The sequence below is a fragment of the Microbacterium sp. BWT-B31 genome (assembly GCF_041379855.1).
GTDB lineage: Bacteria > Actinomycetota > Actinomycetes > Actinomycetales > Microbacteriaceae > Microbacterium.
On the sequence record NZ_JBFECU010000008.1, the window covers coordinates 1 to 23,441 of the forward strand.

The 23,441-nt window shown below is 69.8% G+C and carries 26 protein-coding genes, 1 tRNA gene and 1 pseudogene; 8 read left to right on the top strand and 20 right to left on the bottom strand.

What is annotated here, in order from left to right:
* A pseudogene (locus AB1K54_RS09730) lies at window positions 1-152 on the top strand (IS256 family transposase); the annotation flags it as partial.
* Between the two features lie 219 nt (window positions 153-371).
* On the opposite strand, the gene AB1K54_RS09735 reads toward AB1K54_RS09730, so the two are convergent.
* Window positions 372-1,916 carry an aminotransferase class I/II-fold pyridoxal phosphate-dependent enzyme gene (locus tag AB1K54_RS09735; protein WP_371202549.1) on the bottom strand — a complete coding sequence of 515 codons (1,545 nt, stop codon included), beginning with the start codon at window positions 1,914-1,916 and terminating at the stop codon, window positions 372-374.
* A gap of 75 nt (window positions 1,917-1,991) precedes the next feature.
* On the opposite strand from AB1K54_RS09735, the gene AB1K54_RS09740 reads away from it, so the two are divergent.
* The gene (locus tag AB1K54_RS09740) at window positions 1,992-2,939 is read left to right on the top strand and encodes a LysR substrate-binding domain-containing protein (protein WP_371202550.1); all 948 of its coding nucleotides are present in this window, start codon (window positions 1,992-1,994) and stop codon (window positions 2,937-2,939) included.
* A gap of 510 nt (window positions 2,940-3,449) precedes the next feature.
* On the opposite strand, the gene AB1K54_RS09745 is transcribed toward AB1K54_RS09740, so the two are convergent.
* The 3 genes from AB1K54_RS09745 to AB1K54_RS09755 form a co-directional block, all read right to left on the bottom strand.
* Window positions 3,450-3,659: a hypothetical protein gene (locus AB1K54_RS09745; protein WP_371202551.1), complete on the bottom strand. Its 210-nt coding sequence runs from the start codon at window positions 3,657-3,659 to the stop codon at window positions 3,450-3,452.
* Window positions 3,660-3,875: 216 nt separating this feature from the next.
* Complete coding sequence (locus tag AB1K54_RS09750; protein ID WP_371202552.1) at window positions 3,876-4,055, bottom strand: hypothetical protein; 180 nt, start codon at window positions 4,053-4,055, stop codon at window positions 3,876-3,878.
* 73 nt (window positions 4,056-4,128) lie between these two features.
* Window positions 4,129-5,298, bottom strand: coding sequence for a P1 family peptidase (locus tag AB1K54_RS09755; RefSeq protein ID WP_371202553.1), 1,170 nt, complete (start codon window positions 5,296-5,298; stop codon window positions 4,129-4,131).
* A gap of 122 nt (window positions 5,299-5,420) precedes the next feature.
* Here AB1K54_RS09755 and AB1K54_RS09760 point away from each other — a divergent pair, with 122 nt between their 5' ends.
* Entirely contained in the window at window positions 5,421-6,893 is a 1,473-nt protein-coding gene (locus AB1K54_RS09760; protein WP_371202554.1) for an APC family permease, read from the top strand.
* Window positions 6,894-6,947: 54 nt separating this feature from the next.
* Complete coding sequence (locus AB1K54_RS09765; protein WP_371202708.1) at window positions 6,948-7,571, top strand: TetR family transcriptional regulator; 624 nt, start codon at window positions 6,948-6,950, stop codon at window positions 7,569-7,571.
* Window positions 7,572-7,702: 131 nt separating this feature from the next.
* On the opposite strand, the gene AB1K54_RS09770 is transcribed toward AB1K54_RS09765, so the two are convergent.
* A complete protein-coding gene (locus AB1K54_RS09770) occupies window positions 7,703-8,377 on the bottom strand; it encodes a DUF998 domain-containing protein (RefSeq protein ID WP_371202555.1) in 675 nt (224 codons plus the stop codon).
* Window positions 8,374-9,060 carry a TetR/AcrR family transcriptional regulator gene (locus tag AB1K54_RS09775; RefSeq protein ID WP_371202556.1) on the bottom strand — a complete coding sequence of 229 codons (687 nt, stop codon included), beginning with the start codon at window positions 9,058-9,060 and terminating at the stop codon, window positions 8,374-8,376. Before AB1K54_RS09775 ends, AB1K54_RS09770 begins: the two co-directional genes overlap by 4 nt.
* Window positions 9,061-9,119: 59 nt before the next feature.
* Here AB1K54_RS09775 and AB1K54_RS09780 point away from each other — a divergent pair, with 59 nt between their 5' ends.
* A complete protein-coding gene (locus AB1K54_RS09780; RefSeq protein ID WP_371202557.1) occupies window positions 9,120-9,581 on the top strand; it encodes an SRPBCC family protein in 462 nt (153 codons plus the stop codon).
* A 179-nt stretch (window positions 9,582-9,760) separates the two neighbouring features.
* Here AB1K54_RS09780 and AB1K54_RS09785 read toward each other — a convergent pair.
* The 10 genes from AB1K54_RS09785 to rplU all read right to left on the bottom strand — a co-directional run bounded on the left by AB1K54_RS09785 (window position 9,761) and on the right by rplU (window position 16,682).
* Window positions 9,761-9,836 (bottom strand) — tRNA-Ala (locus AB1K54_RS09785).
* Window positions 9,837-9,929: 93 nt separating this feature from the next.
* The gene (gene rsfS / locus AB1K54_RS09790) at window positions 9,930-10,310 is read right to left on the bottom strand and encodes a ribosome silencing factor (protein ID WP_371202558.1); all 381 of its coding nucleotides are present in this window, start codon (window positions 10,308-10,310) and stop codon (window positions 9,930-9,932) included.
* Window positions 10,307-11,467 (bottom strand): hypothetical protein, encoded by a 1,161-nt coding sequence (locus AB1K54_RS09795; RefSeq protein WP_371202559.1) that lies wholly within the window; start codon window positions 11,465-11,467, stop codon window positions 10,307-10,309. Before AB1K54_RS09795 ends, rsfS begins: the two co-directional genes overlap by 4 nt.
* The gene (nadD, locus tag AB1K54_RS09800) at window positions 11,464-12,060 is read right to left on the bottom strand and encodes a nicotinate-nucleotide adenylyltransferase (RefSeq protein WP_371202560.1); all 597 of its coding nucleotides are present in this window, start codon (window positions 12,058-12,060) and stop codon (window positions 11,464-11,466) included. The genes AB1K54_RS09795 and nadD overlap by 4 nt, the downstream gene beginning before the upstream one ends.
* Window positions 12,061-12,070: 10 nt before the next feature.
* On the bottom strand, window positions 12,071-12,295 hold the full coding sequence (locus AB1K54_RS09805; RefSeq protein ID WP_371202561.1) for a hypothetical protein: 225 nt from the start codon (window positions 12,293-12,295) through the stop codon (window positions 12,071-12,073).
* A gap of 52 nt (window positions 12,296-12,347) precedes the next feature.
* Window positions 12,348-13,610, bottom strand: a complete 1,263-nt coding sequence (locus AB1K54_RS09810) for a glutamate-5-semialdehyde dehydrogenase (RefSeq protein WP_371202562.1) — start codon at window positions 13,608-13,610, stop codon at window positions 12,348-12,350.
* On the bottom strand, window positions 13,610-14,464 hold the full coding sequence (gene proB, locus AB1K54_RS09815) for a glutamate 5-kinase (RefSeq protein WP_371202563.1): 855 nt from the start codon (window positions 14,462-14,464) through the stop codon (window positions 13,610-13,612). The genes AB1K54_RS09810 and proB overlap by 1 nt, the downstream gene beginning before the upstream one ends.
* Window positions 14,461-15,984, bottom strand: coding sequence for a GTPase ObgE (obgE, locus tag AB1K54_RS09820; RefSeq protein WP_371202564.1), 1,524 nt, complete (start codon window positions 15,982-15,984; stop codon window positions 14,461-14,463). The genes proB and obgE overlap by 4 nt, the downstream gene beginning before the upstream one ends.
* 112 nt (window positions 15,985-16,096) lie before the next feature.
* Window positions 16,097-16,354 carry a 50S ribosomal protein L27 gene (gene rpmA / locus AB1K54_RS09825; protein WP_371202565.1) on the bottom strand — a complete coding sequence of 86 codons (258 nt, stop codon included), beginning with the start codon at window positions 16,352-16,354 and terminating at the stop codon, window positions 16,097-16,099.
* A 19-nt stretch (window positions 16,355-16,373) separates the two neighbouring features.
* Window positions 16,374-16,682 (bottom strand): 50S ribosomal protein L21, encoded by a 309-nt coding sequence (gene rplU / locus AB1K54_RS09830; protein WP_371202566.1) that lies wholly within the window; start codon window positions 16,680-16,682, stop codon window positions 16,374-16,376.
* Window positions 16,683-16,922: 240 nt separating this feature from the next.
* Here rplU and AB1K54_RS09835 point away from each other — a divergent pair, with 240 nt between their 5' ends.
* A complete protein-coding gene (locus AB1K54_RS09835; protein WP_371202567.1) occupies window positions 16,923-17,189 on the top strand; it encodes a DUF4031 domain-containing protein in 267 nt (88 codons plus the stop codon).
* A 19-nt stretch (window positions 17,190-17,208) separates the two neighbouring features.
* Here AB1K54_RS09835 and AB1K54_RS09840 read toward each other — a convergent pair whose 3' ends face one another.
* Window positions 17,209-19,695 carry an Rne/Rng family ribonuclease gene (locus tag AB1K54_RS09840; RefSeq protein WP_371202568.1) on the bottom strand — a complete coding sequence of 829 codons (2,487 nt, stop codon included), beginning with the start codon at window positions 19,693-19,695 and terminating at the stop codon, window positions 17,209-17,211.
* Between the two features lie 319 nt (window positions 19,696-20,014).
* Between AB1K54_RS09840 and AB1K54_RS09845 the strand changes: the two genes are divergently transcribed.
* Together AB1K54_RS09845 and AB1K54_RS09850 are read left to right on the top strand one after the other, a co-directional pair.
* Window positions 20,015-20,617 (top strand): vitamin K epoxide reductase family protein, encoded by a 603-nt coding sequence (locus AB1K54_RS09845; protein ID WP_371202569.1) that lies wholly within the window; start codon window positions 20,015-20,017, stop codon window positions 20,615-20,617.
* Between the two features lie 40 nt (window positions 20,618-20,657).
* Window positions 20,658-21,083: a hypothetical protein gene (locus AB1K54_RS09850; RefSeq protein WP_371202570.1), complete on the top strand. Its 426-nt coding sequence runs from the start codon at window positions 20,658-20,660 to the stop codon at window positions 21,081-21,083.
* A 116-nt stretch (window positions 21,084-21,199) separates the two neighbouring features.
* On the opposite strand, the gene ndk is transcribed toward AB1K54_RS09850, so the two are convergent.
* The 3 genes from ndk to AB1K54_RS09865 are packed head-to-tail and all read right to left on the bottom strand — an operon-like array spanning window position 21,200 to window position 23,395.
* Window positions 21,200-21,616 (bottom strand): nucleoside-diphosphate kinase, encoded by a 417-nt coding sequence (ndk, locus tag AB1K54_RS09855; protein WP_371202571.1) that lies wholly within the window; start codon window positions 21,614-21,616, stop codon window positions 21,200-21,202.
* A 1-nt stretch (window position 21,617) separates the two neighbouring features.
* Entirely contained in the window at window positions 21,618-22,037 is a 420-nt protein-coding gene (locus AB1K54_RS09860; protein ID WP_371202572.1) for a DUF4233 domain-containing protein, read from the bottom strand.
* Complete coding sequence (locus AB1K54_RS09865) at window positions 22,034-23,395, bottom strand: folylpolyglutamate synthase/dihydrofolate synthase family protein (protein WP_371202573.1); 1,362 nt, start codon at window positions 23,393-23,395, stop codon at window positions 22,034-22,036. The genes AB1K54_RS09860 and AB1K54_RS09865 overlap by 4 nt, the downstream gene beginning before the upstream one ends.
* Between the last annotated feature and the right edge of the window lie 46 nt (window positions 23,396-23,441).

Below are 23,441 nucleotides of genomic sequence, written 5' to 3' on the forward strand. Positions count from 1 at the left end.
CCCGCCTGATCGGCGCCGTCCTGCAAGAGCAGCACGAGGAATGGCAATACGGCGAACGCCGCTACTTCTCCGACATCTCCATGCGCAAACTCGTCCACACTCTCCTCGAGACGGCCGAGCCCGTCCGCCCCGAGCTCTACCTCACCGCCTGACCATCACCCACCACAGGAAGCAAACGGAGTGACACCACACGACGGGACTTGACCCGACATCACCGTGACGCGAACCTTGTGCTCACGACCGTCGTCGCACGACGTACGCGAATCACCCGTCGCCCTCCGCCGACTGGAGCGCTCGGGTACCTGCTCGACGCGCGGCCAAGCGAGCGGCGAGATCAGCTCACCGTTCTGACGATGCTCAAGTGACTACTCTCAGCGACTGACCACGCTCAGCGTCGCGAGGGTCGGGTCGGCGGCGCCGCGCACGTAGCCGCCAGGGGTCGCCGCGACGTGCTGCAGAAACCGCACGAGCTCGGCAGTGATGACCTCGCCGGGGAACACGTTCGGGATGCCGGGCGGGTATGCGGCGAGCGCGTCTGCCGACACTCGGCCGACAGCCTCGTCGATCGGTACTACCTCGGTGGGGCGGAAGAACGCGTCGCGCGGGAGCATCGCGAGCTCGCCCGGCTCGGGAAGAGCGCCGGTCGCGCCCACGGCCTCGCCAACGGCCGCGGAGTGGATACTAATCGGCAGCGCGTGCAGGGCATCGACGACGCGCGCGGCATCCGGAATCACGCCCGGGGCAACGACGGCCACGACGCAGGTCTCGGTCGCGATCTCGAGGTAGATGCCGTCGCGATCCATGAGGAGCTCGCGCGCGGTGGGGCCGTGCACTCCCCCGCTCCCGACGTCGATCGAGACGCGGAGCGGGTCGGCGGCGACAATATCGTCGAAGCGGTCGAAGGTGTCGCTCACGATGCGGAACCGGCCACCTCGTCGAATCCTGTCACGCAACTCGTCTGCCGCGGCGATCGCGGCGGCGATCCGGTCGCGACCGTCCTGCAGTTCGGCGCGGGCGACGTCAAGCGAGGCCAACAGCAGCGAGCTCTCGCTCGTGGACTGGGCGAGCTTGAACGCGCGCTCGACGAGCAACTCGAGCTCGTCGCCGAACGGGCCGTCCCCGAGGTGCAGCATCGCCGACTGGGTGAGGCTTCCGCCGAGCTTGTGCGTGCTCGACACGACGAGGTCGGCGCCGAGTCGCAGCGGATTCTCGGGCAGCTCCTCGTGGAACCCGAAGTGCGCGCCCCACGCGGCGTCGACGACGAGCGGCGCCCCGGCCTCGTGCGCGATCTCGGCGAGCGCCGCGACATCCGCCACCGCGCCGAAGTAGCTCGGTGAGACGAGGTAGACCCCCTTCGACCGCTCGTGGTGGCCGAGCGCGTCGCGCAGAGCGGCGGGCGAGACACCGTGGTTTATTCCGAACCAGCCATCGATCGACGGGGTGATGAAGCGTGGCGACAGGCCCCCGAGGATTACGCCGTCACTGAACGACGAGTGCGCGCTGCGCTGCGCCACGACCGGTGCGTCGGCGTCGCGGAACGCGCCCAGCGCGAGCGCCGCAATGCGGTTCGCCTGCGATGCACCGTTCGTGAGGAACCACGTGCGGCGGGCGCCCCACGCTTCGGCGGCGAGGCGTAGGGAGGCCGCGAGCGGGTTGCCGGCGCCATTGTCGAGGCCGGTCAGGAGCGGCGGCACGTCCTTGCGCAGTAGGTCGTCGCCGAAGTAATCGGCGAGCCGCGGGGCCGCTTCGGAGTCAGCGGAGTGGCCAGGCACGTTGAGGCGCACGGTGTCCCGGGCTGCGTATCGGGCAAGCGCGTCGGCGTATGGGGTATCCGCAACGGAGCGAGATGCGAGGCGCGATGGGCGACCGAGGTCGGGGATGCGGGTAGCGAGCGACGTGGAGGCCATGCCTCCCATGGTGCGTTGCTCAGCATGAATAGTGAATAGCGACTATTCTGGATTCCTCCATACGTAATATTGAACGGGGAACGCGTGCTCGACCTCCGCCAGCTCCTCGCGCTGCGGGCCGTGGCCGAACGTGGCTCGGTGCTTTCCGCCGCCGATGCGCTCGGCTGGAGCCAGCCCACGGTCACGCATCACCTCACAGCGCTCGCCCGCCTCACGAACGCACCCGTCGTCGAGAGCTCCCGCTCGGGCACCCGGCTCAGCGCGGCCGGGCACCTCTGGCTGCCGCACGCGCTCGCACTGCTCGACCGTGCAGAACGCGCACGAATTGATGTCGCGGGGGCGCTCGAATCGGGCCGCCGCCGGGTGCGCCTGGGCATCTTCCCCACCGCCGCCGCGCGGCTATTGCCCGCGCTCGTCGGCGCGCTGTCCGCCGCCGGATACGACCCGCACATCACCGAAGGTGAGCTCCAGGAACTCACCGACGCACTCCACCGCATCGCGCTCGATGCAGCCGTGGTGTTCGATCGTCCCGGTGAGGCGAGCAACGCACCCCCAGGTACGCGCCGCACGAGCCTGTTCACAGAGCGGTTCTCGCTCATCGTGCCGTCAGGACATCCGCTCGCAGTCTCACCGCGGCGCTCGCTTCGCGACTTTCGCGACGACCCGTGGATCCTCGGAGTGAGCGATGACGATCCGGGCGACACGGCATTCCTCGCCGCGGCCCGGGCGTCGGGCTTCGAGCCGATCCGAGGCCCTCGCAGTGACGACTACCGGGTCGTCGCAGCCTATGTCGTCGCCGGGCTGGGCGTGGCCCTCGTCCCCGATCTCGCTTTGCCGAGCAACGCCGAGGGTGTGTCCGTAATCGAACTCGCCGACACCCGGCTCTCACGCGAGGTCTCGCTACTCACGACCGCGACCCTCGACGCGACGACAGTCGATTTGATGTGGCGTGCCCTCGCCGCAGAGGTTCCGTCGAGATCAGGCTCGCCACGAGGCCCGGGTCAAGGACCACGCGGCGCCCGTCGGCACTAGTACTAGTCACGTTCATGCGAGGTGGCCGCGGCGTCGGCAGTGGTGCCGTCGGGCGGTGTGTTGGGGTTTTCGGCGCCGTCGTGATCGACGTAGACGTACTCGGACAGCAGCGGCTATGTCCAGATGAGGTTGACGATGAGTCCTCGGATGTCAGGCATGCTCAGGCCGACGAACTCGTCGCTGGCGTGTGAAGCCCCCTCTTTGACCGGGTCCAGGCCACGAGCGCCTGGGCGAGCATGGAGAGCGTGATGTGCCGGTACCAGCCGGTGCATTCCCGGACTTGGTAGTTGTCCAGGCCGGTTTGCCTTCGCGGTCTGAAAGGCCTCCTCGATCGCCCACCGGGCGCCTGCGACGTGGACGAGGTCGACAAGGCTCACTTGTTCGGGGCCCCGCAGAGGCAGTAGGCCGATTCGGCCTCCTCGGCCAGGCTGCGGCGAGCCCAGCATCCAGTACTCGGCGTCGGGGTCGCGGGCCCCGCAGATCCGCGCCCGGGCCCACGCTTAGCGGCGGTCACCCTTGGCCGGCGGAGCGGGCACGCCGCGCGGTCTTCGGCAGCGCTTGGATCACCGCATCGGCCCTGTACTCGCCGCCGGTGATCGACATGGAGGTCTCGGCGATCACGATCTGACGGGACGGCACCGCGAACACGTGACTCAGCCCACGGGCTTCGAGACCCGCGCGAAACCGGCAGTGCTGGCCGTGGACGGCATCGCCGGTCACCCACGACGCGGTCAACTCCGCCGTCGAGCACACCCTCGACGCCGATGAACGGGTCGAATCCGCGCGACGGCGCGCGCAAGGCATCCGTCCCGGTCGTCGGATGCCCCCACGCGAGCACCCTGCGTCCTGTGCCGGGCGCCGGATCGTCGGGGCGACCACGATCCCGGTGACCACGATCGGGTCGCCGCGCAGGTCGGTCGAGCGGTACATGACGCGCTAGGCGCGCGACGCGAACGGCGTGCCGGCCAGCTCGACGCTCTTCACCAGCGCGCCCGGGTCGCCCGCGGCCGCGCGCGGCTGCTCGTAGAACGCGGCGAGCGTGCGCTGCTCGGCGGCGTCCTGGACCACCCGGATTCCCTCCGATGCGGCGACGAGCCCGACGACCGCCGCCGCCACGAGCGCGATCGTCGCGACCGGCGACCACCGTCGGCGGCCTGCGGCATGGCGCCAGCGTAGGGAATCGACGCGGTCAGCGCGCGAGCCTTGCCACCGCTGCCCGGATCTCGTCGTGCGGCAATGCGGGACTGAAGTGGTCGTCACGACCCGTCATGTCCTGCGCTGCCACGAGCGCATTCCACACCGACTCCTCGACCGCCTCGACGACGGCGGTGCAGAAGGCGTCGAGGAAGCTCCAGGGGACGAACCGAAGCTGTTCATAGTCGTCGTCCGTTGCAGGGCCGCGCGGGATCCTGGACGAGAGCGCTCCGGCATTTGCCGTCGACAGGGCGAGCACGATGTCGCCCGAGAAGTGGCTGCCGGTCGTTCCCGTCCGCCCCATGCCGAGCGGGCCGCGCCGTGCCAGCGCGGCGCACTGATCAGGCAGGAGCGGAGCGTCTGTGGCGATCACGATGATCGCCGAGCCCATGCCGCCTCGGGCGCGGGCGCGGGCGTCGTCCACGTCGAGCCACGGATCGTTCTCCAAGCCGTTCGCCGCAGACGACCGACGCCCGAGCGCAATGCCGCCGAGCACGAGTTCGTCGCGCGCGCCGAAGTTCGCCTGGATGAAGGCGCCGACCGTGTAGGTCGCCGAACCGTGCGCGACGATGCGGGACGCCGTGCCCGATCCGCCCTTGAATCCGTAGCAGTTCATTCCGGTGCCGCCGCCGACCGATCCCTCGGCGATCGGGCCCCCCGTTGCGGCATCCAGCGCGGCGATGGCATCTTCGGGCCGTACGTGGCGTCCGTTGATGTCGTTGAGGTAGCCGTCCCACGTCTCACCGACGACGGGCAGCATCCACTGCGCCGACACACGCGGATGCGTGCGATGCACCCAGGCGTCGACGCCCTCGTGCACCGGCCCGACCGCATGCGAGTTCGTGAGGGCGATCGGCATCGACAGCGATCCGGATTCGTCGATCCACGCGCGACCGGTCAGTTCGCCGTTGCCGTTGAACGAATGAACGGCGGCAGCACACGGGATGCCGACTCCGTCGCGGCCACGCGGCAGGATCGCCGTCACCCCCGTGCGCACCGGGCCCACGCCGTTGACGAGCGGGCCGTTCCCGCGCGTGATCGTCTGGTACCCGACCTGGAGTCCAGGCACGTCCGTGATGGAGTCGAGCGGTCCTGGCGTTCCGCCTAGCGGAATGCCGAGATCGCGCGCCCGCACTCGGGGGGCGGGCGTCGCGGATGCGGTCATCAATTAGCCTTTCGGGTCAGTTCTTTGTACATTCGTTCAAATTACACGCACTTCTCCACCAATGCGTTGACCTTGCGCGCATTTGAGTGTTGAATGCATGTTCAAACCTGGAGGAGTCAATGGTGTCTCATACCGAATCGAACGGCAACCGCGCAGTCGCGACCACAGACAAGCTCGCCTCACGACGTCTAGGCGTATGGGGGATCGTATTCTTCGTGGTCTCAGCTGCGGCCCCCCTCACGGTCGTAGCCAGCGCCGCACCGACCGCCTTCCGCGTCGGCGGCATCGGAGCGCCGGGGGCCATACTCGCCAGCGGAGCCGTGCTCATCCTCTTCGCCGTCGGATTCACCGCGATGTCGCGGTACGTCCGCAACACCGGCGCCTTCTATGCCTACGGCGCCCGCGGGCTCGGAAAGCCCGCTGGCCTCGGGATCGCATTGGTGACCATCCTGTCCTACGGCTTCCTGTGCGTGTGCTTCTACGGCTTCATCGGCTTCTTCGCACAGATGACCTTCGGGAGCCTTCTGAACATCGACTTGCCTTGGGGCGTCTACTCGGCCATAACCCTGGTGCTCGTCGCGGTTCTCGGGTACCGACAGATCGACGTCGGCGCGAAGCTGCTCGGAGTCCTGCTGACCGCTGAGGTGCTCATTCTGCTCGTGCTCGCCGTCGCCGTGCTGGCTCAGGGCGGCCCCGAGCCCGCGTCGGCCGCCCCGTTCGCACCGGACAATGTGTTCTTCGCCGCAGGAAGCGGCGCGCTCTTCGTGTTCGGCTTCGGCTCCTATCTGGGATTCGAAGGCACCGCCATCTACACCGAAGAGGCCAAGAACCCGCAGCGTACGATCCCTGCCGCCACCTACCTCGCCGTCTCGTTCCTGGCGATCTTCTACGCCTTCACCTTCTGGGTGCTCACGATGGCATTCGGCGTCGACGGTGTGCTGCAGCTCGCCGCGGGGGATGCCTTCCAGGACATGGCCTTCGAGGCTGCGGGCGCGCGACTCGGCCTCTGGGCGACGATCGCGATGCAGGTGCTCATCGTCACGAGCTTTCTCGCCTGCCTGCTCGCATTCCACAACGCGTGCTCCCGGTACCTTTTCGCGATGGGCCGGGAGCGGCTGCTGCCGCCCTCGCTGTCCCGCACGCATCCCGTCACCAACGCGCCGTACCGGGCGAGCATGGTCATGTCGGTCGTGGCGCTTGTCGCGGTCACCGTGTGCATCGCATTCTCGCTCGACCCGTTCCTGGGCTTCGCCGTGCCGACGTACTCGATCGGCGTCGCAGGACTCGTCTTCGCCCAGGCGGTCGCCGCGTTCTCGGTGGTGGGGTTCTTCGCCCGCGACCGCCGGGGGCACAGCGTCTGGCGGGTCATCGTCGCACCGACGCTCGGAGCGCTCGGCCTCACCACCGGGTTCGTCCTCATCGCCACCAACTTCGAACTCGTGACGGGCGTCGAGGGGTGGGTGAACGCGTTCCTCCTCGCTCCGACTCCTCTTCTCTTCATCGCCGGAGTGGTATGGGCGCTCATTCTTCGGCGTCGCCGCCCGCAACACTATGCTGAGTTGGCCACGTTCGTGGCCGATGCGTCCGAAGAGTAACTAGTGGCGACAGGGGACCTGGTGGCCGAACAGTCCAAACACGCCGCGCGTCGCGTGGAACTCATCGCGGCCACACGACGAGTGGCAAGCCGTGAAGGATTGTCCGGCACGAACGTCCGCGCCGTAGCGGCAGAGGCGGCGGTGAGCGCGGGGAGCGTGCTGTACTACTTCCCCAGCTTCGATGAGCTCATGCGCGCCACCATCGAGAGCGTGCTCGAAGAGATGTATCATCGCCGCCTCGCCGTTACCGAGCGTGAGTCCGATCCCAAGCATCGGCTGGTGTGCCTCATCAAGGCGGGAGTCCCCGACGCCATCAGCGACGATCTGCGGATGCTGTACGAGAGCGTTCCCCTCTTGCGCGCGCATCCGCAATACCGCCCTCTCCACCGGTCGATCGTCGAACGCCAGGTCTCGCTCTACCGAAGCACCCTCGACATCGGTACGGCGCTCGGCGCCTTCTCCCCCGCTTCCGAACTGAGCGTCATCGCGCGCAACCTTGTGGCTCTCGAGGACGCCTACGACCTGTACCCACTGATCGGCCTCGACCTCGACCCCGCGGCGTACCGGTCCAACATCGTCTCGTACGCCGAACTCGCGCTGCGCTGCACGCTCATCGACGCCGATACGCCCTCCGCCACGCGCGCGGCTTTCGCCAACAGCGCGGGGCTGTCTGGATAGCAGCGGGTCCGTCCGAAGCGACGAACCCGACGACGGATCGTCACTGGCCAGAAACGACAAGCAACCCGATCTCCCTCGAGAAGGCCCGGGCCGCATGGTTGCCGGCGACGCTGCCCTCGCCGTTTGTGGTATCAGCTCCGGGAGGCGGGCGGGATCGGGGTCACGCTTCGGCTACGTCCGATGACCGCGATCGCGGCAGCGATCAGCCACACCTGCACGATGGCAACCATGAGGCGCTCCGCGATACCCTGCGCCGAGGGCCGGTCGAACAGCACTCCGAGGGGCTGGTCGAGCATCCCGCTGGCCCAGAAGATCGCGACGGCGAGGATCGGGGTCCAGCCGATCACCCGGATGGTGTGCGACATCGGATTGCCAGGTGCCCCGAGGCGGCGGGAGATGATCGGCGCGGCGACGATGATGCCGAGTACGGCGAGCATGAAGCCGACGAGGTGCAGCGTTCCCGAAGTCGTGAGCTCGGTCGCTCCCGGGTTTCGCAGGTCGACCGGGTCCGTTCGGAAGATCGCGGCGATGATCGGTCCGATGCCCGCGACGAGGAGGAACACGATTCCCACGACAGGACGCGGATTCGTCAGCTCGGTCCAGAGGGCGGCTGCGAGCAGGATGATGCCGAGCCCGAACACCAGCAGGGCGACGACCAGCAGCCAGCCGAAGGAGCCCAGCGCATACTCGCTGATCGCCTGAACGATCGGATCGAGGTCACGATCAACGAAGTGGAGCGTCACGAGCATGACGTTGAACAGCAGCAAGGAGGCGAGGCTCAGCCACGCCAGGCGTGCCCCCTTCATGCCCGCCGTTCCGTCGCCACACGGGCGCTGATTGCGCGCTCCAGTCGGTCGAAGGCGTCGTCGACACGCGAGGCGTGGTCGGCCAGAAGCGCTTCGGCGGGTTCGCCGGCGAGTTGCCGCCGGGCGGTCTCGCAATAGATCGTGGCGTACGCCGCGGCCACGAGTGCGGCTGCGAGGCGGGCATCCGCGGCTTCTTCCGGGGAGCGGCGTTCCGCGTCAGCGAGCGGTCCGCCGGCGTCGGCGAAGAGACGTGCGAGGTGATCTTCGAGTTCGGCGGCCGCTTCGCGCGCGCGGGCGATGAGCACCGGCGAAGACGAGACGACCCGCAGGAAGCCGTCGTAGCTGCCGTCTCCGGCCGGAGCGAAGGGGTGCCGCCTGCGCGCCAGGTCGAGCAGCAGCGCCCGCACCGCGGCCAGTGGCGTGGTCTCCTGCCCGCGCACGGCCACCGCCGCCTCGAGCAGACTGTGAGCCTCGGGGAGCAGGTCGAAGAACAAGTCCTCCTTGCGCGGGAAGTAGTTGAACACAGTGACCTTGGACACCTCGGCGGCGTCGGCGATCTCGGCGATCGTCACCTCGTCGAACCCGCGCGCCAGGAACATCGCCATCGCCGTTTCCGCGATGTGCTGCCGGGTAGCAGCGCGCTTGCGCTCTCGCAGGCCAGGGCGAGGTTGGCTGATGGACACGGCGGTCTCCTTCTCGACGAATTGATTACCGGACTCAAGTTTGAGTCTAGTATGCCAATGTGAATCTGTTGCATGTGCATCTGACCGCCGAGACGACGACCGGCGCGACGCCGGAGCGCGTGTGGGAGTACTTCAGCGACCCGCACGCCATCGCCGAGTACGATCGCAGCGTCGCCAGCGTGGAGATCACCTCGCCGCCTCCCTACGGGGTGGGATCCACCTTCGACACCATCAGCCCGCCGCGCCGCGGCGGGCGTACCATCCGAACCTCCTACCGCGTCACCGAGGTCATCGAGCCAGAGCGCGCCGTCTCCGAGCTCGTTGGCTCGTCAGTGTTCTGCCGCGCAGCGTGGGAGATGTGCGTGGAGCCGATCGGCGAAGGCACCCGGGTCACGATCGGGGTCGACTTCGTGGCGAAACCGCAGTTCTTCTTCCTCGCCCCCCTCCTCCGCATCGCACAGCGCAACCTGCTCGCAACCGACATGGACGTGCTGCGCGAGGCCCTGGAAAGGCTCCGGTAATCGAGTTCGAACCGAGGTGCAGTCGGTCCAGGTGATGCGCTGGCAGTCACTGCGCCCAGAGGAGGCAGTCGCGGTCTCGAATGCGAGAGCGCCGACAGCGGCCATGCGACCAGTGAAGGTCAAGGGCCGGGTGATGAACTCCTCCATGCACGATGGCGACGTTCGGAGTAAGCGGGTTTTGGTGGACCTGAGGGGACTCGAACCCCTGACCCCCTGCATGCCATGCAGGTGCGCTACCAGCTGCGCCACAGGCCCGGATGCTCCCCCGCTCTCGCGAGGCAACTCGTCAATCTTACTACACGCGAAGCGATGCCTCGAACCAACCCGGGGCCTTCCGCGTGGCATCCGTCACTCGTCGGCGACGGCTCCCTGGGGAAGCTCGATCGGCACGATCGGGCAGTCTTTCCACAGGCGCTCGAGGCCGTAGTACACGCGCTCCTGCTCGTGGAAGACGTGCACGACGAGGTCGCCGAAGTCCAGCAGCACCCAGCGGGCCTCCTGCCGCCCCTCACGGCGAAGGCGCTTGTGCCCGGCTTCGAGGAGCTTCTCTTCGATCTCGTCCGCGATCGCCGCGACGTTGCGTTCGTTGCGGCCTGTCACGAGCAGGAAGATGTCCACGAGCGGAAGCGGGCCCGACACATCGAGCGCGACGAGATCCTCGCCGCTCTTCGCGTCAGCGACCGCGGCTGCGATCTGGAGCATCTCGCGCGACTGCTCGGTGGCCGTCACGAGAACACTCCCGTCGCGAACGCCAGGATCAGCACGCCCACCAGCGCGAGCGCCAGCACGCCCGCGGTGATCGCGAGAGACATCATGAGGCGGCCGCCCTTCTCGGGCGCCGGCGGCTTGATGATCTCGCCGGGGGTCTTCACCGTGCTGATCGCGGCGCTCGCCGCGATCGGCGTGGGCGACGAGTGCGCGGGCAGCTCACCGTCGACGAGCACCGCATCGGCTTCTTTGCCGTCCGCGACACCCGGCGCGTGGCCGGTCGATCCGAGCCCTTCGGGCAGGTTCAGCGTGCCCGTGATCAGCACCTCGCCGGTCGCCGTCACCGGTGAGATGATGGCCGGGCTCTCAGGCTGAGCGATGATGAGCGCGTTCGGCCTGGAAGCCGACCCGCTCGTCGACAGCGTCATGAGCTCGTCGAACGAGGGCGGCAGCGTCACCCCGGGCGAGCCGCCCGCGAGCAGCCCCGCGCCGAGGTCGGCGTTCACGGCAGGCGCGCGCTCAGGCTCTGCCGCCGGTGCGGGCTTGGCCGCTTCGGGCTCTGCCTCGGCTGCGCGGGGCGCGAACGCGGTGAACATCTCGGTGACGGATGCCTCGGCCCGCGGCTTCTCGGGCGCAGGCGCCTCGGCGGCCGGCCGCGTCGCATCGGCGGCGCCGACGATCCACGGCGGCAGTTCGGCGGCGACCGCATCTTCGACGACCCGTGCAGGCGTGAGGGGGGCGGCGTCCGTCGCGGGGACAGGCGCCGCGCCGGTCGCGGCGGGCTGGTACGCGGTGTACGCGGCGGCGACCTCGGGCGTGATCACGGGAACCGACGCCGTGCGGATGCGCTCCTGCTGGCGGGCCTGCCGACGGGTGAGCGGGGAGACCCCGAGGTCGACCGCGGCATCGGCCACGGGACGCTCCGGCAGAACGGGAGGCTCGGCGGCGCGCGCGAGGGGCGCCACGGGGACGGCCGAGATGACCGGGATCGCCGGCACCACGACGGTGGGCGGCGGGACGGGGGCTGATGCGACCGGCACCGCAGGGCTCACGGGCGGAGCGGCCTCGGGGGTGGCGGCCTGCTCGGGCGTCACGACGGGCGTGGTGCCGGTGTTGCGGACTTGCCGCATCTGCTTACGGGTGAGGGCGGGGCTGGCCGGCTGCTCGGGTGTGCTCATTCCTTGCTCCGGTAAAGGCGATGCTTCGCAATGTATTGGACGACCCCGTCGGGGACGAGATACCACACCGGGTATCCGCGGCGAATGCGATCTCGGCAGTCTGTCGACGAGATGGCGAGGGCCGGGACCTCGAGCTGGCTCACATCGTCACTCGGCAGGCCGTCCGTGCTCAGCACGTGTCCGGGACGCGAGACGGCGACGAAATGGGCAAGGTCCCACAGATCATCATGGTCCCTCCAACTGAGAATTTGCGCTATGGCGTCTGCGCCCGTGATGAAGAACAGCTCTGCACGGGGTCGCTCGAGCTTCAGATCGCGGAGGGTGTCGATCGTGAACGTCGGCCCGGACCGGTCGATGTCGGCACGGCTGACAGTGAAGCGCGGGTTGGAGGCGGTCGCGATCACGGTCATCAGATAGCGATGCTCAGCGGGCGAGACATCCTCTTTCTGCCACGGGTGCCCCGTGGGGACGAAGATCACTTCGTCGAGGTCGAAGGACTGCGCCACTTCGCTGGCGGCGACGAGGTGGCCGTGATGGATCGGATCGAATGTGCCGCCCATCACCCCGATCCTCGGGGTCCGTGCCTCCGACATCCAGTGCGGCCTAGTGGCCGTGACCCGCCTGCTGCACGTCGTTGGCGTGCGCCCGAGCGTAGGCCTCAGCCTTGTGCGAGTGGCGGTTGGCCACGTTCCGGTACGAGACCGAGACGAGCGCGAGGGCGGTGAAGACCAGGAGCGCGGTGATTCCGAAGCCGACGGTCTCGAAAGCGACGTTGCCGTGGTGCTCGGACTCTTCCGCGGCGAGGGCGACTAGCGAGGCGAGGGTCATTCGTGCTCCGTTCGGGTCGTGCCCCGGCCGGGGCGCTCATCCAGTCTATGCCTCACACGCGAACCTGTCCGGACCCGCGCGCGATCCACTTCGTGCTGGTGAGCTCGGGAAGGCCCATGGGTCCGCGCGCGTGCAGCTTCTGCGTCGAGATGCCCACCTCGGCGCCGAAGCCGAACTCGCCGCCGTCCGTGAAGCGGGTCGAGGCGTTCGCCATCACCACAGCGGAGTCGACCTCGGCCAGGAAGCGCTCGGCGTTGGCCTGGTCTTCGGTGATGATCGACTCGGTGTGGTGGGTCGAGAAGCGGCGGATGTGCGCGAGCGCGTCGTCGAGGTCGTCGACGACGCGCATCGCGAGGTCGAGGCTGAGATACTCGGTGGCCCAGTCCTCGTCGACTGCGGGCACCACGCCCTCCGCCAGCGCCGCGACGGTGTCGTCGCCGTGCACCGTGACGCCGTTCTGCTGCAGGGCGGCCACCACCGGCGAGACCAGCCGGGGCGCGGCATCCCTCAGCACCAGCACCGTCTCGACGGCGTTGCACACGCTCGGGCGCTGCACTTTGGCGTTCACGACGATGTCGCGCGCCCAGTCGAGCGGGGCGGTCGTGTCGAGCACGATGTGGACCACACCGGCACCCGTCTCGATGACGGGGACGGATGACTCGGTCACGACGGTCTCGATGAGCTGCGCGCTCCCGCGCGGCACGAGCACGTCGACGATTCCGCGCGCCTGCATGAGCTCGCGCGCGCCCTCACGCCCGTACGAGTCGACGGTCTGGATCGCCTCGGGGTCGATGCCGCGCTCGGCGAGCGCGCCGCGCATCGCGTCGACGAGCGCCGCGTTCGTCTTCTCGGCCGCCGTCCCGCCACGAAGCACGACGGCGTTGCCGGCTCGCAGCGCGAGCGCCGCGATGTCGGCCGTCACGTTCGGACGGGCCTCGTAGATCGACCCGACCACGCCGAACGGCACGGCGACCTTGGTCAGCTCGACGCCGCTCGGAAGGGTGCGCTCCTCGAGCACTCGCCCGACCGGATCGGCAAGACCTGCGACGTCGCGCACCGCCGCTGCGAGGGAGGCGACGCGAGGCTCGTCCAACCGCAGCCGGTCCTGCAGGGCGACGCTCAGCCCGTTCGCGCGGCCGCGTTCGAGGTCTTCCGCGTTCGCGCGCGCGACCTCGGGCGCCGCCGCCTCGATCGCGTCGGCGATCGCGAGCAGCGCGTCGCGCTTCTCGTCGTCGCCGAGGCGCCCGATCGAGCGCGACGCCTCCTTCGCGAGCAGCATGCGGTCGCGGGCGGTGGTCGCGGTGGCGGCGGTCATCACGCCAGTGTATCGGCCGCCCACGAGGTCGAGACGGTGCGCACGGGCCCCGTGGCTGCGGGTGCGGCAGGCTCGGGATTGGGTGCGAACCACGTGCCGATAGCGTCGCCGGCGAGGGCGCGGTCGACGAGGTCGGCGCGCGTGACGAGCACACCGACGCCGGATGCCGTCGCCAGCCGCGCCGCCGAGACCTTGGTGGCCGCTCCCCCGGTGCCGACGCTGTTGACGACCGTCGAGCCGAACTCGAAGTCCGCGAGGTCGTCGCCGTAGGCCACCCGATCGATCGGCACCGCGCCCGGCTCGCCCGGGGGGCGCGTGTAGAGCGACTCGATGTCGCTCAGCAGCACGAGAGCGTCCGCCCCGATCAGCTCGGCCACCAGCGCGGCGAGACGGTCGTTGTCGCCGAAGCGGATCTCGTGTGTCGCGACGGTGTCGTTCTCGTTCACGATCGGCAGGATGCGAAGGCCCAGCAGCCGCTCCATCGCGCGTCGCGCATTCGAGCGGGGTGTGGCGTTCTCGAGGTCGCCCGCGGTGAGCAGCACCTGGCCGGCCACGATCGAGAACGGGCGCAGAGCCTCTTGATAGCGATAGATGAGAACGTTCTGCCCGACCGCCGCGGCCGCCTGCTGGGTCGCCAGGTCGCTCGGGCGCTCCGCGAGCAGGAGGAACGGCATGCCGGTCGCGATCGCGCCCGACGAGACGAGCACGACCTCGGTGCCGCGCGCGTGCGCCGCCGCGAGTGCTTCGACCAGCGGCTGGATGCGCGACGCATTGTCACCGCTGATCGACGACGACCCCACCTTCACCACGACGCGCCGCGCCGACGGGATGCCCTCCCGTTCGAGCACGCTCACGCGTCGTCCTGGTCGGATTCTTCGGCGTCGGCGAGGTACTGCTCGCGCACACGCTCGGCTTCGAGCTCGGCGCGCGCCTCGGTCTTCGCGTCCATCCGGTCGCGATAGCGCTCGCGGCGCTCCGACGTGGTGCGGCGCGTGGACTGGTCCAGGCGCGGGTCGGTGCCGCGGGGCGCGGTCATGAGCTCGGCCGCCGACGACAGCGAGGGCTGCCAGTCGAACACGACGCCGGCCTCGCCGCCGATGACGACCGTCGAGCCGGGAACGGCTCCGACGCGGTACAGCTCGTCCTCGACGCCGAGACGCTCCAGGCGATCGGCGAGGTAGCCGACGGCCTCGTCGTTGTGGAAGTCGGTCTGGTGCACCCAGCGCACCGGCTTGTCGCCGATGACGTGGTAGACCGGGCCGTACGTGCCGCCCTCGACGCGCACCGAGAAGTCCGCCTCGGAGCCCTTCGGGCGGATCACGATGCGCTCCGGCGCAGGCTTGGCAGCCTCGGCGACGCGGTGCGCCGCGACGAGCTCGCCGAGCGCGAACGTCAGCTGGCGCAGCCCTTCGTGCGACACGGTCGAGATCTCGAACACGCGGTAGCCGCGCTCCTCGAGGTCGGTGCGCACCATGTCGGCGAGCTCGCGCGCCTCGGGCACGTCGACCTTGTTGAGCGCGACGAGCTGCGGACGCTCGAGCAGCGGCACCTGGCCCTCGGGCACGGGGTACGCGGCGAGTTCGGCGAGGATCACGTCGAGGTCGGACAGCGGGTCGCGACCGGGCTCGAGCGTCGCGCAGTCGAGCACGTGCACGAGCGCCGTGCAGCGCTCGACGTGGCGGAGGAATTCGAGGCCGAGTCCCTTGCCCTCGCTCGCCCCTTCGATGAGCCCCGGCACGTCGGCGACGGTGTAGCGGATGTCGCCGGCCTGGACCACGCCGAGGTTCGGGTGCAGCGTGGTGAACGGGTAGTCGGCGATCTTGGGCCGTGCCGCCGAGATCGCGGCGATCAGGCTCGACTTGCCCGCGGAGGGGTAGCCGACCAGCGCCACGTCGGCGACGGTCTTGAGCTCGAGGACGACATCGCCCTCCCATCCCGGCGTGCCCAGCAGCGCGAAGCCGGGTGCCTTGCGCTTCTGCGACGCGAGGGCGGCGTTGCCGAGTCCGCCGAGGCCTCCGGGAGCGACGACGAAGCGCGTGCCAGGCTCGACGAGGTCGATGAGCGTCTCGCCCGAGGCATCCTTCACCACCGTGCCCACGGGCACGGGGAGGTCGATGGGCTCGCCGGCCGCGCCGGAGCGGTTGTCGCCCATGCCGAACCCGCCGTTGCCCGCGGCGCGGTGCGGCGAGTGGTGGTACGAAAGGAGGGTCGTCACCTGAGGGTCGGCGACGAGCACGATGTCGCCGCCGTGCCCCCCGTTGCCCCCGTCGGGGCCGGCGAGCGGCTTGAACTTCTCGCGCCGCACCGACACGCAGCCGTTGCCACCCTTGCCGGCGCGCAGATGCAGCGTCACTCGGTCGACGAAGGTGACCACGATCTCTTCTCCTGACTGCGACCCCGGGCGGGGACGCGAACGTTATCGTTATGCGCAGTGAGGGGCGAGCCGAAGCCCGCCCCTCACCGGAATCCTTGTCAGCGCGTCCGGATCACTCCGCAGCGGCGACGATGTTGACCACCTTGCGGCGGCCCTTCGAGCCGAACTCGACCGCGCCCGCCTCGAGGGCGAACAGGGTGTCGTCCTTGCCGCGGCCGACGTTCGCACCGGGGTGGAAGTGCGTGCCGCGCTGGCGAACGATGATCTCGCCGGCGTTGACGGTCTGGCCGCCGAAACGCTTCACGCCGAGGCGCTGAGCGTTGGAGTCACGACCGTTGCGGGTGGAGCTTGCGCCCTTTTTGTGTGCCATCTCTGCGTCTCCTGTGGCTTTACTTGATGCCGGTGACCTTGACGCGCGTGAGGTCCTGACGGTGGCCCTGGCGCTTCTTGTAACCGGTCTTGTTCTTGAACTTCTGGATCACGATCTTCGGGCCGCGCTCCTGGCCGACGACCTCAGCGGTGACGGTGACCTTCGCGAGCTTGTCCGCGTCGGTCGTGACGGCGTCGCCGTCGACGAACAGGACGGCGGGCAGCTCGATCGTCTCGCCGATCTTCGCGGCCTGGCGATCGAGGACGACGATCGTGCCGACCTCGACCTTCTCCTGGCGCCCGCCGGCGCGCACAACTGCGTAAACCACTTCACACCTGTATTTCATCGGGGAGCGCGTGGCTCCGGTTGTCTTGTGAGACTGGGAAGTCTTGGTGCGGCCGTTCGGCTCGTCGCTTCACGACTCGCTCAGAAATCGGGTAGCAAGACCACGGTCCGGTACCACGCACCAAAGGACTACTTTACCGGATGCCCCGTACCTGGTGCAAAAGCGCCTGTCCGCGTGTCGCCGCGCCGAGGCATCCGCCCGCCGGTGCGTAGGATCGCGGGCGTGACGATCCTGATCGACGACCCGCAATGGCCGGCCCACGGCCGGCTGTGGGCGCACCTCATCAGCGACGACAACCTCGATGAGCTGCACGCGTTCGCCGCCGCGAACGCGATCCCCCCGCGCGCGTTCGACGTGGACCACTACGACGTTCCCGGCGAGGCCCATGACCGCCTCGTACAGGCCGGCGCCCGTCACGTCAGCGCCCACACCCTCGTGCGGGCGCTGATCGCGTCAGGCCTGCGCGTGCGCGCGCGAGACCGCCGCTGAACGACCGCCGCGCGGCGCCTCAGCCCTCGGGCGCGTGGGCGACCGGTGTGCCGGTGAGCGCGGCCGTCGTCACCCGGCGCCGTGACCGGCCCTGACCCGGAGCCTTCGGCTCGGGCAGGGCGCTCAGCACCGAGTCCAGGAGGAGCTCCTTCTCGGTCTTGGGCGCCGCGGGCGCGTCCGAGCGCTTCTTGCGCGGCTTCTTCGCACGCTCGGGACGCTCGGCGCGCTCCGGACGATCCGTGCGCTCGGGAGCCGCCTCGGCCACCGCGATCACCGGGATGGGCGTCGTGATCGGCGCACCCTCGTCGTGGTGGATCGTCGAAGCCGCGATCTGGGCGAGGGCGGACTTGGCGCCCTCGGTGATCGTGTGCGTGCCCCCGCCGGGCTGCGTCGGGGCCGAGGCGGCACGCGGCTGGCGACGGTTCTGCTGCGGGCTCGGCGCGGCGCGGTGCTTGACAACCGGGTCATGGTGCACGATCACGCCGCGGCCGGCGCACACCTCGCACGGCTCGCTGAAGGTCTCGAGCAGGCCGAGACCCAGCTTCTTGCGGGTCATCTGCACGAGGCCCAGCGAGGTCACCTCGGCGACCTGATGCTTCGTCCGATCGCGCGAGAGGCACTCGATGAGCCGGCGCAGCACGAGGTCACGGTTGGACTCGAGCACCATGTCGATGAAGTCGACGACGATGATGCCGCCGATGTCGCGCAGGCGCAGCTGGCGCACGATCTCTTCTGCGGCCTCGAGGTTGTTCTTGGTGACGGTCTCTTCGAGGTTTCCGCCCGAGCCGACGAACTTGCCGGTGTTGACGTCGACCACGGTCATCGCCTCGGTGCGGTCGATCACGAGCGAGCCGCCGGAGGGAAGCCACACCTTGCGGTCGAGGGCCTTCTCGATCTGCTCGGTCACCCGGAAATCGTCGAAGGGATCGGTGTCGGCCTCGTACCGCTCGACGCGCTCGAGCAGGTCGGGGGCGACCGATTCGAGGTACTTCGAGATCGTCGAGTGCGCATCGTCGCCCTGAATGAGCATGCGCGTGAAGTCCTCGTTGAAGACGTCGCGCACGATCTTGACGAGCAGGTCGGGCTCGGAGTGCAGCAGTGCCGGAGCCTGGATCGTCTCGATCTGCTTCGAGATGTGCTCCCACTGGTTCGTCAGGCGCTGCACGTCCCGCGTGAGCTGGTCTTCGGTGGCGCCCTCGGCCGCCGTGCGGACGATGACGCCCGAGGACTCCGGCAGCACCTCTTTGAGGATCTTCTTCAGGCGCGCGCGCTCAGTATCGGGGAGCTTGCGAGAGATGCCGTTCATCGCACCGCCGGGCACGTACACGAGGTAGCGGCCGGGCAGCGAGATCTGGCTCGTCAGGCGCGCGCCCTTGTGGCCCACCGGGTCTTTCGTCACCTGCACCAGCACGCGGTCGCCGGACTTGAGGGCGAGCTCGATGCGACGCGGCTGGTTGCCCGTCTCGACGGCGTCCCAGTCCACCTCGCCCGAGTAGAGCACCGCGTTGCGTCCACGCCCGATGTCGACGAAGGCGGCCTCCATGCTCGGCAGCACGTTCTGCACGCGGCCGAGGTAGACGTTTCCGATGAGGGAGGCGTCCTGGTTGCGCGCGACGTAGTGCTCCACGAGCACCTTGTCTTCGAGCACGGCGATCTGGATGCGCCCGTTCTTCGAGCGCACGATCATCTCGCGATCGACGGCCTCGCGGCGCGCGAGGAACTCCGCCTCGGTCACCACGGCGCGCCGGCGGCCGGCCTCGCGACCGTCCCGGCGACGCTGCTTCTTGGCCTCGAGTCGCGTGGAGCCCTTGATGCGCTGCGGCTCGGTGATGAGCTCGACCATGCGCTTGCGGGGCTGCTGCGGCTGCGACGGCGCGGAGTGCTCCTGGGGGCCGGATGCCTCGCCGCTGTCGCCACCGCGACGGCGACGTCGGCGCGAGCTGCTCGAGGCGGCCGGAGCGGCGCCGCCGCCGTCGAGGGGGGCGCTCGCCTCCCCCGGGCGCGCCGGAAGCGGCGTGATCTCGGGCGCGTAGAAGAGCAGCTGGGTCGACACCGACGACACGAAGACCTCGGGCAGCAGGCCGAGCGACACCGCAGTGACCGCCCCGGGCGCGGATGCCTCGGCCTCGGGTGCGGCCTCAGGTTCGGCCGGGGCGTCCGCCTCGGCCGAGGCGTCTGCGTCGGGTTCGGCCACGGGCACCGACTCCGCGTTCGCCTCGGCGGCGTCGGGCGCAACCTGCGCTGCGGCCTCCGCCTCGACAGCGGGCTGCGCGTCGGCTTCCGCCTCAACGGACGACTCGACGCCCGCGGCGGACTCGTCGACCGCCTCGGGCTCAGGCTCGGACTGCGCGACCTGCTCGGCCGCGGCATCCGTCTGGGTCGACTCGACCGACTGCGGCGGGTCCTCGAGGTCGGCCGGCGCGGGATCGACCGCGTCGGCCTGCGGCGCTACGGGATCCTGGGAGTCGGTGTGGGGGTCGAGGTGCGTGCCATTGTCATCAGCCATCTACGGCGTACTCCCTGCGAGGCGGCACCGCGCGCCGCCCGGCGAAATCTCGTGCTGCGCCGCTCCGTGCCCTCTGGTACGGGGCGTCGCTGCGAACTCACTCGGTCTGCAGCCGGAGCCGGCTCTACGGCGGGGGCTCGTGCTGCGATGGGCTGTCGTCGCCCGAAGTCTACGGTGATGCGCGTTCGCGGCGCGGCCGCGACACATCCCCATCATTATCGCACCTCCGGGCCGAAAAAGCCCATCCGCGGGCGTACCGAGCATTTCCCACGGCGCTCGCCCAGCATTCCGCAGGCCTGCGGGTGCCATAATCCGACGCATGTCGCACTCCGCCGTCCACACCCGTCCGACCGTCATGGCCGTCTGGCTCGTCATCGCGGGGACGATCGGCTGGTGGGCGGCCTACTCACTGACGATGGAGCGCCTGCACCTGCTCGAGAACCCCGGCAGCCAGGCATCCTGCGATTTCAGCCCGCTCGTGCAGTGCGGCAAGAACCTGGTCTCATGGCAGGGCTCGGTGTTCGGCTTCCCGAACCCCATCCTGGGGCTGGCGGGATGGATGGCCCCGATCGTCGTCGGCGTGGCGATCCTGGCCGGAGCCCGCTTCGCGCGCTGGTTCTGGCTGCTGTTCGGGCTCGGGATGACGTTCGCGTTCGGTTTCGTGATCTGGCTGATCGCGCAGAGCATCTTCGTTCTCGGCACGCTCTGCCCGTGGTGCATGGTCACGTGGGTCGTGACGATCCCGTCCTTCTACGTCGTGACGCTGCACGTGCTGCGCACGGGGCTGCTTCCGGCGCCGGCGGCGGTGCGCCGCGGGGCGGATGCGCTGATGAGCTGGGTGCCGCTGCTGGCCGTGGTCAGCTACGCGATCGTGGCCGTCCTGGCGCAGCTGCGCCTGGACGTGCTGAGCTCGCTCTTCTGAAGGGGTTCCGCGTGCGCTCGGCGCCGTCTATCGTCACCTCATGCGCGCACGCGAACGGATGCCACGTCTGGCCGCCCTCGCTGTGGCGGCGCTCGCGCTGGGGGCGCTGCCCGGATGCCTCGCGTCCGGCCCGCCGGCGTCGGTGTGCGTCCCCGAGCTCACCGTGACCCCCGACGACCCGAAGCCCGGCCGCATCGTCACCGTCGCCACGACGCACGCGTGTCCGGTGCCGGACGGCACCGAGTGGGTGGTTCGCATCCAGCCGGCGGGCAAGCCGATCCCGCTCGCCGAGGCGAAGGTGAAGCCCGACGGCGACGGATCGTTCGAGGTGTCGATCACGGTGCCGCCGACGATCGGCCCCGGCTCGGCGATCGCGTGGATCGCGAACTACTGGGACACCGCGCAATGCCCGAGCGGGGCGTCGTGCGCATCGGCCGAGGTGACCTTCACGGTCGCCGAGCCGTGAGGCGGAGCATCCGCACCCTCTCCCCCGCGCGCCGAGCCCGTGCTCTCACCGAACGCATACGAGGCGCCCGGGAACACACCGGCCATTCGGTGCGAGAACGGCTGGGCGAAGAAGCGTCAGCCGAACCAGATCTGCAGTTCGCGTGCGGCCGACTCGGGACTGTCGGAGCCGTGCACGAGGTTCTGCTGCACCTTCAGACCCCAGTCGCGGCCATAGTCGCCGCGGATGGTGCCGGGCGCGGCGGTCGTCGGGTCGGTCGTGCCGGCGAGCGAGCGGAAGCCCTCGATCACGCGGTTGCCCGCCAGACGGATCGCCACCGACGGGCCCGACAGCATGAACTCGACCAGCGGCTCGTAAAACGGTTTGCCGGCGTGCTCGGCATAGTGCTGCTCGAGCAGGTCGCGCTCGGGCTCGACGAGCTTGATGTCGACGAGCGCGTAGCCCTTCGATTCGATGCGCGCCAGGATCGCACCGGTGAGGCCGCGAGCGACGCCGTCCGGCTTGACGAGGACGAGGGTCTCTTCGGTGTGCATGTCAGTCTCCTGTCGGGTCGGCGCCGGCGGCCTCGGCGGCCAGGCGCGCGTTGCGCCGGTCGAGCGCGGCTCCCTTGATCGTCGCATATCCCCACATCGCTCCGAAAATGAGTGCGATGAGGATCAGCGCCGGTACGAGCAGGCCTCCCAGAGCCACCACGACCTGCAGCACCCAGCCGAGCCCGATCGCCCACCTGTAGCGCAGCAGGCCCGAGGTGACGAGCATGAGCACGGCGATCACGGCGCCGGCGACGATTCCCCACCACGGCGCGATGCCTGTCGGGAGCACCTTCAGCCCGTAGACGACGAGGCCGCCGAGGAACACGATGACCGACTCGAACACCAGCACGATGGAGCCGAGCGATTCCGCCGCGCCCCGCGGGCGACGCGCGCGGGGCGCGGGCGCTGCCGCCTCGGTCATTGCTCCCACCCCGACTTCCAGTCCTCGGCGGCGGCGAGCGCGAGCGCCTGGCCGGCCAGAACGACCGATCCCGCGATCACCACGGCGCGGCGAGCGGATGCCGCGGCCCAGCGCCGCGCCTCGTCGGCGGCGTCCGCGAGGTCGGGGTGCACGCTCGTGCGCAGCCCCGCCGCCTCCGCGAGGTCGGCGATCGTCTCGGCGTCGCTCGCGCGCTCCGAGTCGGGCACGGTCGCGAAGACGTGCGCCGCGACCGGCGCGAGCTCGGCGACGATCCCGGCGGCGTCCTTGTCGGAGAGCACGCCCAGCACGATCCCCCACTCGTCGAAGTCGAACGCCTCGCGCAGCGCGGCCACGAGCGACCGGGCGCCGTGGGGGTTGTGCGCGGCGTCGACGAGCACGGTGGGCTCGGCGCCCACGAGCTGCAGGCGGCCGGGCGAGGTGACCTGGCCCAGGCCCTCGGCGAGCACGTCGCCCGTGAGCGGGATCGTGCCGCCGCCGATGAGCGACTCGACCGCCGCGATCGCGAGCGCGGCGTTGTGCCCCTGATGCGTGCCGTACAGCGGCAGGTACTCGTCCGTGTAGGTGCCCGCGAGTCCGCGCACCGTGAGCAGCTGTCCGCCGACCGCGAGCCGGTCCTCGACGAGGGCGAACCCGTCGCCCTCGAACGCGATCGTCGCGCCCTTGGCCGCGGCGGCCTCGCGCAGCACGCGCTCGGCCGCGGCATCCTGCCTCGCCGATACGACCGCCGCGCCGTCCTTGATGATGCCCGCCTTCACGGTCGCGATCTCGGTGATCGTGTCGCCGAGCCGGTCGGCGTGGTCGAGGTCGATCGGCGCGAACACCGCCACGTCGCCGTCGGCGGTGTTGGTGGAGTCCCACGAGCCGCCCATGCCCACCTCGAGCACGAGCACGTCGACCGGGGCGTCGGCGCACGCGACGAACGCGAGCACCGTCAGCAGTTCGAAGAACGTCAGCGGCGCGTCGCCCGCCGCGGCCAGCTCGGCGTCGACGATGCCCGCGAAGGGCTCGACCTCGTCCCATGCGTCGGCGATCGCGGCGTCGGCCACCGGCTCGCCATCGATCATGATGCGCTCTGTGAAGCGCTCCAGGTGGGGACTCGTGAACAGGCCCGTGCGCAGCCCGTGGGCGCGCACCAGGCTCTCGATCATGCGGCTCGTCGACGTCTTGCCGTTGGTGCCGGTCACATGCACGACGCGGTATGTGCGCTGCGGGTCATCGAGGAACGCCAGCAGGCGTGCCGTGCGCTCGACGCGCGGCTGCACCCACCGCTCGCCCTGTCGCTGCAGCAGCGCCTCGTAGACGCGGTCCGCCCGCGAGCGATCGTGGTCTGTCGTCATGCCGCGCTCCAAACTCCTGAGACTCTGCCCGTTTCCCGCGGTGCCG